Annotated in this window: 9 protein-coding genes; 5 read left to right on the plus strand and 4 right to left on the minus strand. The window is 37.8% G+C overall.

Annotated elements, in window-relative coordinates; genetic code table 11:
- Positions 1 to 70: 70 nt before the first annotated feature.
- Positions 71 to 736: a nitroreductase family protein gene (locus AABK36_RS22300; RefSeq protein WP_309940870.1), complete on the minus strand. Its 666-nt coding sequence runs from the start codon at positions 734 to 736 to the stop codon at positions 71 to 73.
- Positions 737 to 804: 68 nt separating this feature from the next.
- Here AABK36_RS22300 and AABK36_RS22305 point away from each other — a divergent pair, with 68 nt between their 5' ends.
- Both AABK36_RS22305 and AABK36_RS22310 read left to right on the plus strand, forming a co-directional pair.
- Positions 805 to 1,236 carry a 2-thiouracil desulfurase family protein gene (locus AABK36_RS22305; protein WP_309940867.1) on the plus strand — a complete coding sequence of 144 codons (432 nt, stop codon included), beginning with the start codon at positions 805 to 807 and terminating at the stop codon, positions 1,234 to 1,236.
- 167 nt (positions 1,237 to 1,403) lie between these two features.
- Positions 1,404 to 3,062, plus strand: a complete 1,659-nt coding sequence (locus AABK36_RS22310; protein ID WP_309940865.1) for a S8 family peptidase — start codon at positions 1,404 to 1,406, stop codon at positions 3,060 to 3,062.
- Positions 3,063 to 3,116: 54 nt separating this feature from the next.
- Here the strand turns inward: AABK36_RS22310 and AABK36_RS22315 are convergent, their stop codons facing one another.
- Positions 3,117 to 4,343: an ROK family protein gene (locus tag AABK36_RS22315; protein WP_309940862.1), complete on the minus strand. Its 1,227-nt coding sequence runs from the start codon at positions 4,341 to 4,343 to the stop codon at positions 3,117 to 3,119.
- A 269-nt stretch (positions 4,344 to 4,612) separates the two neighbouring features.
- Positions 4,613 to 4,960, minus strand: a complete 348-nt coding sequence (locus AABK36_RS22320) for a hypothetical protein (RefSeq protein WP_309940860.1) — start codon at positions 4,958 to 4,960, stop codon at positions 4,613 to 4,615.
- A gap of 158 nt (positions 4,961 to 5,118) precedes the next feature.
- Here AABK36_RS22320 and AABK36_RS22325 point away from each other — a divergent pair, with 158 nt between their 5' ends.
- Both AABK36_RS22325 and AABK36_RS22330 read left to right on the plus strand, forming a co-directional pair.
- Positions 5,119 to 7,314 carry a hypothetical protein gene (locus tag AABK36_RS22325; RefSeq protein WP_309940859.1) on the plus strand — a complete coding sequence of 732 codons (2,196 nt, stop codon included), beginning with the start codon at positions 5,119 to 5,121 and terminating at the stop codon, positions 7,312 to 7,314.
- Positions 7,315 to 7,414: 100 nt separating this feature from the next.
- Positions 7,415 to 7,849 carry a hypothetical protein gene (locus tag AABK36_RS22330; RefSeq protein WP_309940857.1) on the plus strand — a complete coding sequence of 145 codons (435 nt, stop codon included), beginning with the start codon at positions 7,415 to 7,417 and terminating at the stop codon, positions 7,847 to 7,849.
- A gap of 81 nt (positions 7,850 to 7,930) precedes the next feature.
- Here the strand turns inward: AABK36_RS22330 and AABK36_RS22335 are convergent, their stop codons facing one another.
- Entirely contained in the window at positions 7,931 to 8,923 is a 993-nt protein-coding gene (locus tag AABK36_RS22335; RefSeq protein ID WP_309940855.1) for a methyltransferase domain-containing protein, read from the minus strand.
- Positions 8,924 to 9,191: 268 nt separating this feature from the next.
- Between AABK36_RS22335 and AABK36_RS22340 the strand changes: the two genes are divergently transcribed.
- Entirely contained in the window at positions 9,192 to 10,469 is a 1,278-nt protein-coding gene (locus AABK36_RS22340; protein WP_309940854.1) for a nucleotide sugar dehydrogenase, read from the plus strand.
- Positions 10,470 to 11,118: the final 649 nt, after the last annotated feature.

Consider the following 11,118-nt stretch of genomic DNA (forward strand, 5'->3'; position numbering starts at 1 on the left):
GTATCTAAATATTCAAGGTTGAAATATTTACAATAATTGAAGGCTTTTTGGGCCTTCAATTATAAAGCTGCTAGTAAAATGAAGAGATTTTTTCGAGCTCTTTGCGTTTTATGTCGGGAACAGTAGTGTCTTTTGCCGGGTAGCCTATAGGAATAAGCATATAGGCTTTTTCATTTTCCGGACGTCCAAGTAGTTTGGTGAGAAAGTTCATGGGACTTGGTGTATGAGTCAAAGATACGAGGCCTGCTTGATGAATAGCGCTCAATAGAAATCCGCATGCAATGCCAACGGATTCGTTAACATAGTAATTTTGGCTTCTTTCTTGGTTTTCATCGATATCGTATACCTTTTTAGTCATGATAATGAGCCAAGGGGCAATGCTTAGAAAAGGTTTTTGCCAGTCAGTGCCTAATGGAGCCAAGTCTTCCAGCCATTCCTCGTTCATGCGTTTGCTATAGTTTAACTTTTCCTCTTCTTCAGCCGCTTTTCTGATTTTATCTTTGAGCTCTTGTGAAGATACTGCGCAGAAGTGCCATGGCTGTTTGTTAGCCCCCGATGGCGCTGTTGAAGCGGCTTTTATGATGTTTTCAATGATTTGCTTGTCTACAGGCTCATTTGAAAATTCTCTAACCGATCTTCTTTTATTCAAGTCGTTGAATAAGTTTGTTGAATTGTCTAGTATTTCTTGAGCGGATGGCTTTCTATATTCAAGTGGAATATGATGATATTTTTCCATAATTTGTCTTGTTGTGTATCGTTAAAAGATCGACTTTTCGTGTAGCCTATTAAAATTATGAAAAATTTATGAAATACGAATATTTAGTCAGCGCATGCTTGATCGGAGAAAAATGCAGATACGATGGTAATGATAACTTGAAAGTAAATATTGCCGAGCTTGTTGAACAAAAAAGAGCTATTGCTGTATGTCCAGAAGAGTTGGGAGGTTTGCCAACTCCAAGGCCTCCGGCAGAAATAATGGAAATAGATGGAGAGAAGAGGGTGGTAACTGTGGAAGGAGTAGATGTAACTGAGAATTTCGTCATAGGAGCTCATAAAGCGCTTGAAATTGCAAAGAAATATGGACTTCGCAAGGCAATCCTAAAGTCTAAGAGCCCGTCTTGCGGATCAGGATTGATTTACGATGGTTCTTTTTCAAGAAAGCTGATTAAAGGAAATGGGATTGCCTCAGACATTTTATCAAGGCAGAATATTGATATATGTGATGAAAATATTTAATTAAAATATTATAGTTGCAGTGTTTGAACTTATTTCTGTTATAGTTTGATATGAATGTTGTAATTTCATTGAATTGTGATTTTTTTTACTTAAATTATGTCTTGAATTTCTCTTTATAGAACAGATTGGAGGTTTGTTTTATTATTAAAGTGTAAAAAGTAAGGATTATGGTGAAAAAATTACTGTTGACTTTGGGAGCATTTGCGGTTTTGTCTACTGCTAGTTATGCGCAAAAGTCAAAACGAATGGTATTTTTCAATGATAAGGTAGGTGTGGAATATTCTGTGGATTCGCCAGAAGAGTTTTTGTCCCAAAAATCGTTGGAGAGAAGGCAAAAGCATGGGATTTTAGTGACAGAGGAAGACTTGCCTGTTAGTCAGGCTTATCTGGATGATTTGGCGAATAGGGGCTATGTTGTCAAACATACAACAAAATGGATGAATGCTGCTTTAGTTTTGTTGGATGATAATGAAGCTGCTGCTGTGGAAGCTTTGGACTTTGTGAAAGAGGTTGAGTATATAGGGCCTAATAATGTTGGTTTGTCTCGTAAAAAAGAAGAGCAAACTAAGTTTGACAGAGAAGATGCTTTGCAATTGGGAGAACCTTCAGCAAATAGAACTCAGGCTGATAATGATTGGCAAAATGAAATGATGAATGTGCCTTACTTGCATGCCGCTGGAGTTTATGGAAGCGATGTTATGGTGGCTATATTTGATGCTGGTTTCCCAGGAGTTGATACGACATTGCCGTTTAAGCATTTGTTTGATGGTGGGCAGATTGTGGCGACAAAGGATTATTTGACATTTACAGATGACGTGTACCGTTATGATGATCATGGCACAAAAGTATTGTCTACGATTGGAGCTGTTGGGGTTAATGTGAGTTATCAAGGGATTGCTCCAAAAGCGGATTTTGTATTGTGCGTTACTGATCATCCATATGATGAATATAGAGATGACGAATATAATTATTTGTTCGCTTGCGAATTTGCGGATAGTTTAGGCGTTGATGTGATCAATTCTTCTTTAGGCTACACAACTTTTGATGAACCTGAAATGAGTTATTCCTATAACGATACGGATGGAGAAACTGCTGTTAGTACTAAAGCAGCTTCAATGGCTGCTGACAAGGGAATATTTGTGATTACTTCAGCTGGAAATGATGGAAATGCCCCTTGGCATTATATTTCGGTGCCTGCAGATGCTAAAAATGTATTGTCTATCGGTTCGGTTACCAGTACTGGAGTCAAATCAGGATTTAGTTCTTTTGGCCCGACAGCTGACCAAAGAATCAAGCCTGATGTGAGTGCTATGGGCTCGTCCACTTGTTTGATTAATGAATATGGCAATATTGCATATAGCAGCGGTACTAGTTTTTCTGGCCCGCTTGTAGCAGGTTTAGCGGCTTTGTTCGTTGACAGGTACTCTGATTTAAGCTCTGATGAATTAAGGGAGTTTTTTAGAAATGGCTCTTCAAATGCCGAAAATCCTAATAATGAAATAGGTTGGGGAATTCCGAATGCTGAAACTATTGATCAGTTGATTCAAGAATCGGGGAATGTGTTGAGTTCAAATGATAATTTAGTAACTGAAGAGTTGTTAGTTTATCCTAATCCGACTTCATCTGTAATAAATCTGCCAAGTCAGTTTGCAACTAATGAAAAGCTAAGCTATAGAGTAATTGCTCTAAGTGGAAGAGAGGTTTTGTCTGGAAATTTATTGAAAGGGGAGAAAGAGATATCAGTTGAAAATTTGAGAGAAGGGGTGTACATATTAGTCTTGGAAACTGCTAGCTCGACTCAAAAAATAAAGTTCTTGAAGAAGTAATAGTTGTTTATAGTATATTTTAGCCTGCAAAGTTAACCTTTGCAGGCTTTATTGTTATACAAATTGATTGGCATCAACCAATGGAGTTTCGAACAAGTGATTGGATATCAAAGTTGTTGCTCCTAGACTAGCTGCTTTGTCGTGAATGGTAGAGCATTCCACATTAATTCCTTCATTGATTTCAACCAATGAATTTTGAATTATTGATGAATAAATAGGGTATAAGATTGTGTTCCCTAGTTCGCTAATCCGTCCTTCCAATAATATGCGTTCTAAATTGAGCAAGTTGAGCATGCTTCCCAGCGTCTTGCCAATATAATGTCCAGCCTCTTCAAATAGTTTTAATGCGTAATTATCACCTTGCTTTGCGGCAGTAATAAGAACGTCAAGATTGATGTCGTCTATTTCACCTTTCACAATATGGATAACTTTGGAGCTGGTACCTTCTGCCATAGCCATTTTGGCTTTGCTGACAAGAGCTCTTCCGGAGGCTACGGTCTCAAGACAACCGAGTTTTCCGCAAGAACAGATTTCTCCATTGTCGACAGCTTTAAAGTGTCCAAGCTCCCCTGCGAGGCCTTTATTGCCGACATAAAGTTCTTTGTTGAAAACAAGACCCATGCCTATTTCCCAATCAAGGTTGATGCAAGCCATATGGGAGATGTTCTTGCCTGACCCAAAGTATATTTCACCCAAGGCCATGGCATTCACATCGTTTTCGATAAACACAGGACGCTTGAATCGCTCTTCCATGGTTTTTTTGAGTGGTTCGCCGCTGCCTAGATAGGTAATTGTCCTTCCATTTTCTCTGTCGACAAGTCCAGTGATAGCTATGCCGATACCCAAGAGCTTGTCATAGTCTATTTCGGCTTCTTCTATCACTTCATAGACTTTGCCTTCGATATGGCGAATTGCTTCCATTTCATCTTGCAAGTCCACTAGCGTATGTCTTTTGATCAGCACGATATCTTCGCATAGGTTAAGCAATATAATATTGATTTTTTTTACGCTGATATGCACACCGATTACATAGCCTCCATCTGGGTTGAGAGTGTAATAATTGGCAGGACGACCTACCTTTGTTTTGCTTGTCTCATCAATTAGCAAATATCCATCGGCATATAGCTCTTTGGATAGATCGGATACCATTGGCAAGGTTAGTTCCGAAAGTTTTGCAATCTCCGCTGGGGAAAGAGATTCATTTTGTCTAAAAAAATTGAGAATCTGATTTTTTCTAATTTGTCTTTTGATTGAGATCTTCCCCTTCTTAGTTTGGTTCATTGTCCTGATAAGTAATTAAACAGTTTAAACAAATACAATCATTATGAGCTATAAAGCCTATCAAAAAAAGTGCGCGACGGAATTCCCGGCATTAAGCCTTTGTTATTTTCTTCGCAAATTTTGAGATGGGTTTCCTCGCGTCTTGTAATTTTGTGCTGGACAAAGCTAAAAAATAAAATCAAATAAATAATATAGCTAAAATAATATTTTTCAATAATATTTCAATTTTAATTTACTGATAATTAATATTTATAGTATTAATATAATAATTAATGATCTAGTGCTTTTAATAATTTATCCGCAGCTTTTTCAATATTATAATAATGGTCAACAGTGGTTAACTCTCTGATTGCCAGTAAAGCGGATAGCGATATGAAATTGAAGTCTCCGATGGGGTAGATATATGCGTCTCTGCTTTTCGGGTCCACATCTTCATTGATGCCTAAAAACCATAATTTGTAGAATTCAATGCCTTCTTTTTCGATGATTTCATCAAACAAAGCAACATTCTTGCTAAGTTTTTCGAAACTAAGTCCTTCTTTGTTGATCTTTCCTGATGATATCAGTTCCATGGCCCATACAAAAGCGCCTTCATTCAAGGTGAGATTCTTGTTCATAATGTTAAATCTTGCTATCAATATCTTTTATTTAAGATATACAACTTGAAGAATTGAAGATGGTTATTTCGATTGATGGTTTTTGCAGTTGAAAACATGAACAAAATACAAGAATAGCGGTAAGTATATTAGCATGGCTGGCCTTGGCGCATTGATTAATGAAAGAGTGGATCAAGAGATTTTTGGAAAGAAAAAGAAGAACTGCGGGAGGAGTTGAAGGTGTTTCTCGCGTTCCTCCTGCAGAGGCACCTCCTCAAGGTGCTGCCCCACCCAATGAGTTGGAAGTTTCTGAGGTGATAGCTTTTTCTGGTTCTAGACTAGCCAGAGTATACGAAAATTTGAAATTCAGCGAGGAATGGCTTCAGTTGACAATGCTTTCAAAAGAAAAAAAGCTAGCGGATGCTTACGCTGATCCTGAAAAATTTTCTTTTCTCGTAGAAAAATCGATGAAAGGAAAAGGGCGTTCTGAAAATTTTGGAGAATTAAGAAGAGTTTTAAGCAAGATAGCCCCGAAAAAGGAGGAGATTTTTGGACTTAGCGAAGCACTGGGCAAAATTGATTTCTTAGTAACTAATTTGAATCAGCAATTGGATGAATTGCAGATTGAGTTTTCCAAGATGCAAGCTAGATATGAAGAGGAGATGAACGCAGTAGACCAGATGAGTCCAGCTGATGCCTTGGGGCATATGCAGGTAGTAGCCTTTTCTATGAGGGGGCAGAAAGCCAGATTGAAGAGCGATGCCAGAGAGATGACAGTCGAATTGCAGCGACTTGATACTGAGAAAAAGCATATAACCGATTATTTACTCAGGACATATCATGAGGTGTCAAGGCTGGTTGATCGTGCGGAACGTAAAATATATCAATGGATGGAAAGCGTGAAAATTCTGAATTCAAGCGAACTTGAGCGTATGGAAGGTTTTCAAGCAATGGCTTATGCTTTGGAAGGAGTAGAGAGCGAGCATGAATTATTGGTGGATATAGCTTTGAGAAATAATTTGGCATTATGGATGCCTGATAGTGTAACTGACGTGGATCAAGCTCATTCTTTATGGCAAAGCTTGGTAAGCTTAAAGTCGTTCAAAGGGAAAGATTTAACTTATTTGGATGTTATTCATGAAGATATGTCTGATCTTGGTGTTTCTACATTCAATACAAAGATCAACAGTTATATAGCAAAGTTGCTGCGTTTGGTAGGGGGGAGAGAAATGTTAAGCGCTGCCACCCGAAAACCGGACAGGATGGCCAGATCTAATGCTTTTGTTTATCCTAATACACAAGAGGCTCTTGAGGGAGCTTCGGGAAAAGATGAGACAGACGCTCCGTTGCCTAAGGAAAAGGTAATCACTCCAGTAGGTGTCGTTGATCTTCAAGTTCTGGATATGAAAGGAAATGGCATGCAAATTTTTAGGTTTCATAATGAGATGAGTCGCGCTGAAAAAGGGCGGCGAGTTTTTTTGACTCCGGGGAGAAAAGGAGAGTTTATAGATGAAGAGACTGGGAATTTGGATTGTAGGCAAGGAGGCTATCGATTGAAAATTTCTCATGTAGCTTATGAACCTGCGAAAGCGGCAAAGGTTGTTGAGGAGATTCCTTTAAAATTCTCACATGAATTGCCTGCTATTGCAGGATTGGTCCCTCTTAAATCTGGTGAGGATATTGTCCCTGATATGGGAGTAATGCCTTCATACTTGTTTTTTGGACATGCCGTGAAAGCAGCATTGGATGCTTATCATGGCCTTCATTCCTCTGTGGAGCAATTTTACAGTTCAGTCAAAGAGTTTGAAAATGTTTGTCGCAGAGAGTTGGGGCTGAGAGAGCGTAAAGGAGATAAATCCGATTCTCATTTCATGTTTATGCATTCCGCTCCTTTAGTCAGAAAATCGCCATTTAGAATAGCAGCCGATGATGAGTACCGTAGAGTGAGAAGTCGAGCTTCCCAAGAAGATTATGTGTCTATAGATCTTCAGAAGTTGAAAGCTCATAGTGGTGATTATATACATACTGGAAAATTGGTTGATATTTATCTCAAAGAAGAGCCATGGAAGTGGAATAGAAGGCCTGTGGAAGAAACGGATTTTGGAATTGGTCAAGAGACATGGAACGCAACAAGAAAAGAGCGAAGAAACTCTTTGCCTTCAGTCTTTTCAAAAGATATGTTGGAGGAAATGCATGCTTATGAACATAATAATGAAGAAGCCTATGACGCAAAGGTATTATGGCCTAAAGAATTGAGAAAGGAATTATTCGAAGACGAAGAGATATTGGTTTTGCTTAAAAATGCCAATCCTGCCAGAAAGGATAAAGCATCTGATTATCATACTAGAGCAGTTCATAGAAGAGGTTCATTCTAACTATTTTGAATTAAATTATTAATGCTAATAATATTAAATCTTTGATTTCGTTGTGTCTGAGTTGGTTTGTTATTTATAAATAAGTTTTTGAAATCAGAGCATGAAAAATCTTAAGTTTTTTTATAGTTTAGTTTTAGCAGTATTGAATATAATTACATCTATTTACCTTTTTTATCGTTTTGTTGTTTCCAAGTTTGCCGCATGGCCAGGTACGGTAGCAGGCTTTGAAGATATGGCTAAAACCATTAATATCGATCCTGTTTTTTTTCGTTGGATGTCTGGAATTGTCATTTTAATCGCATCAATTGGGATACTTTTGAATGGCATTCGATACTTTTCAGGAATTGTACGAGGGAAAGTGGCTTTGATTTTGAATTATTGGACAATAATGTCAATGATTTCAGCTTTGGTTGCTGAATTCTTTTTAAGAACGGAGCCAAAGCTTGGCTTAGTCTATTTTGCAATATTCATTATATTACTTGCGATAATTAACTTAGTGTCAATTAAGCGATTGTTAAGGATTGAAAATAATTAGCAGGAAAATAATTTTGTTATCTTCCTGCTATGTGACAAATCTGATCAGATTTGCTTAATGACCTTTTAGTTATCGAGAATTTTATTTCTTAAGTTTATATGCTATCCATGCTTGTTTGATTTCTATTAGTCCTTGTTCGTCATTCCAAATTATATTTTTCAGACCTCCGCTTTGAGCTAATACAGTTATTAGTTGGAAGAGGGCGGGTCCCTTTACAGGGTCATTGGTCAAATCCATGCTGTTGGAAATGATTCTAGTTTCCGTCCAATAGATTTCTTCCTCACATCTCAATTCTTTGAGCTGAGAAAATAATTGCTGGTATTGTTCTTTGTTGAGTATGTCAACATCAGAAGCGTATTTCAACTGTTCAATGGAATTGATTGAATTGGCTTCCTTGGCATCTGAAGGGCTTAAGTAATCGGCAATAATTAATGTCCCGCCTTTAGACAATACTCTTTGCGCTTCTTTTAGCACTCTGACTTTGTCGCCGAATAGGTGCATTGACAGTCTGTTGATGATTGTATCAACAGATTCATTTTCCAATGGAATTTGCTCTGCATTTGCTTTAAGGTAATCGATATTGGTGAGTTGCATCGATTCGCAATAAGTCTTGGCCTCTTGAAGCATTTCTTCTGTGATATCCAGAGCTGATACTTTGGAGAATTTCTTTGCCAATGGAGCCGTTAAGATTCCAGGTCCGCAGGCTAGATCCAGCAAGCTAGATTCATCAGCTCGATCATAATCGACAAGGCTCAAAATATTGTCCATATTCGTCTCATTCGCGTAATGAGGGTGATTGGATAGGTATTCTGCTTTTTTGCCAAATTCTTCCTTGATCGCACTGATATGCACATTGTCTGTCAGCAATATATCCACATCGATGTCAAAAGCCGCGGCAATGCATCGAAGCGTTTCTTCTCTTACTTTCTGGCCTTTTTCAAGGCGTTGAATGGTTTTTTCGCTTACGCCTGAAGCATAGGCCAATTGTTCTTGTGTCCATGCTGATTTTTCTCGAAGCCTCTTAATCTTATTGCCTAATATCATATTGTTTTGCTCGTCTGGTTTTGTTTGCATGAAGTGCAATGCCTCCAATTTAGGGAGTTTTTGCTAATCCTCCATTCAAAATTAAACATAATTGAATTTAGCCAACAGACGATTGGGAGACTTATGGGGATTGCGAGCCTCGAACAGCTAGGCGAATGTGAAAAAAAATATAGCATTAATAAGAAAGAATCACGACATTGTGTGTCTTTCCATTTCCAGAATTGATTTTATTGAAATATGAAGATAGAGCTCGCTTGGGAAATGGTGAATGGCGAGGATATTAATATGATTTTTTGTCATGGATAAGATAGCGATAATAGGCTTGGGGTATGTAGGCTTGCCTTTGGCTGTGGAATTTGCCAAGAAATTGCCTGTTGTAGGCTTTGATATAGATCAAAATAGAGTAGAGGAATTGTCTAAAGGACACGACCATACTTTGGAGGTTGAAGATGAGGATTTGCAAGCGGTTATAGGAATCAATAGCAATAATGATTTCGTGTCCGGCTTGGAGTTTACGGCGGATCCTGAGGAAATTAGAGATTGCAACATATATATAGTTACCGTTCCAACTCCAACGGACAAATACAATCGTCCGGTTTTGACACCATTGTATAAGTCCAGCGCTACGGTAGGCAAAGTATTGAAAAAGGGTGATATTGTGATTTATGAATCTACAGTTTACCCAGGGGTTACAGAAGACGAATGCGTTCCGGTATTGGAAAACTCATCTGGTTTGGTGTTCAATGAAGATTTTTATTGCGGTTATTCTCCTGAGCGCATCAACCCGGGAGACAAAGAGCATACAGTAGCTAAGATTAAAAAAGTTACCTCGGGTTCTACTCCAGAGATTGCCAAGCGAGTGGACGACTTGTATAACATGGTGATTACAGCCGGCACCCATCTAGCGCCTACGATGAAAGTCGCTGAAGCAGCTAAAGTTATAGAAAACTCTCAAAGAGATATTAATATCGCTTTTGTGAATGAATTGGCCAAGATTTTTAATTTGCTGGATATTGATACGCATGCGGTATTGGAAGCGGCTGGAACCAAATGGAATTTCTTGCCATTCAAGCCGGGATTGGTTGGAGGCCATTGCATAGGCGTTGATCCATTTTATTTAGCTCAGAAGGCCGAGGAAGTAGGTTACTACCCAGAGATAATATTGGCGGGCAGAAGAATCAATGACAGCATGGGGGCTTACGTAGCCAGTGAAATCGTCAAGTTAATGATAAAAAAGGATCTGGGAATAAAAGGGGCTAGAGTATTGATGCTTGGAATGACCTTCAAGGAAAATTGTCCTGATATTCGAAATACACGAGCTATTGATATATACCGAGAGTTGGTGAGCTATGGAGCTAGTGTGGAAGTGTATGACCCTTGGGCTGAAAAAGATGAAGTCAAAGTGGAATACGATGTTGAATTAAGCGAATTGCAAGGTCAATATGATGCTATTGTATTGTCTGTTGCGCACAAGGAATTTTTATCATTGGACTTGAATAGTTTGAAAGCGGATAATTCTTTAGTTTATGATGTGAAAGGCGTATTGCCGATTAAAGATATTGACGGTCGATTGTAGTCAGTTAATTAGCTAACCCTCTAATAAAAATGGCATTTCAAAACAATGGAATGCCATTTTTATTTCCTTAACTTTTTTAATCGATATTTTGATATTGCATATTTTTAATGAATGCGAATGATTTATTCCACTGATTTAGCATAGTATTTAGACGAAGCTTTTAAAGGTTTATCGACCTGGAGAAAAGTTGGTTTGAGGTTTATAAGAATACTACTGAATGGAAACTATGCTTGTGTTTGCTCTAGAAATTACATCACTGTTTTTTGTTTTATATAAATATGATTTTTTATTTTTTTACGTCGAATTTTCTTGAAACTTACCGACTTAATATGATTTATTTTGACTGGATGAGAATTAGTGTGAAAAGTGGCTCTTATTTGGTTTCCGAAAACAGATAACAAATGTGTGATTTTTTATTTTGAAGACATGAATACAAGCAAGGCCATGGTGAGAAATTTATTTAGAAGAGATATTGTTCGTTAATATGATGATTCTGTTTTTTATTGTGTTAGTAGATTCAAATGCTATTTTTTAACACTAAGATTTTATATTTCAAGATGGGCTTTATGCTATTCACGTAATATTGTTTTTGAATGATAAGAATTGATCTGTTTTCATTTTGGCTTAAAGATTCTAGATGAACACCTTA

This window comes from Aureibacter tunicatorum (assembly GCF_036492635.1).
GTDB classification, from domain to species: Bacteria; Bacteroidota; Bacteroidia; order Cytophagales; family Cyclobacteriaceae; genus Aureibacter; species Aureibacter tunicatorum.

Excerpts from the sequence above, each read along its gene's own strand:
- AABK36_RS22320 (WP_309940860.1), bottom strand. The coding sequence starts at position 4,960 with ATGAACAAGAATCTCACCTTGAATGAAGGCGCTTTTGTATGGGCCATG.
- AABK36_RS22310 (WP_309940865.1), top strand. The coding sequence starts at position 1,404 with ATGGTGAAAAAATTACTGTTGACTTTGGGAGCATTTGCGGTTTTGTCT.
- AABK36_RS22315 (WP_309940862.1), bottom strand. The coding sequence starts at position 4,343 with ATGAACCAAACTAAGAAGGGGAAGATCTCAATCAAAAGACAAATTAGA.
- AABK36_RS22335 (WP_309940855.1), bottom strand. The coding sequence starts at position 8,923 with ATGCAAACAAAACCAGACGAGCAAAACAATATGATATTAGGCAATAAG.
- AABK36_RS22300 (WP_309940870.1), bottom strand. The coding sequence starts at position 736 with ATGGAAAAATATCATCATATTCCACTTGAATATAGAAAGCCATCCGCT.
- AABK36_RS22305 (WP_309940867.1), top strand. The coding sequence starts at position 805 with ATGAAATACGAATATTTAGTCAGCGCATGCTTGATCGGAGAAAAATGC.
- AABK36_RS22330 (WP_309940857.1), top strand. The coding sequence starts at position 7,415 with ATGAAAAATCTTAAGTTTTTTTATAGTTTAGTTTTAGCAGTATTGAAT.
- AABK36_RS22325 (WP_309940859.1), top strand. The coding sequence starts at position 5,119 with ATGAAAGAGTGGATCAAGAGATTTTTGGAAAGAAAAAGAAGAACTGCG.
- AABK36_RS22340 (WP_309940854.1), top strand. The coding sequence starts at position 9,192 with ATGGATAAGATAGCGATAATAGGCTTGGGGTATGTAGGCTTGCCTTTG.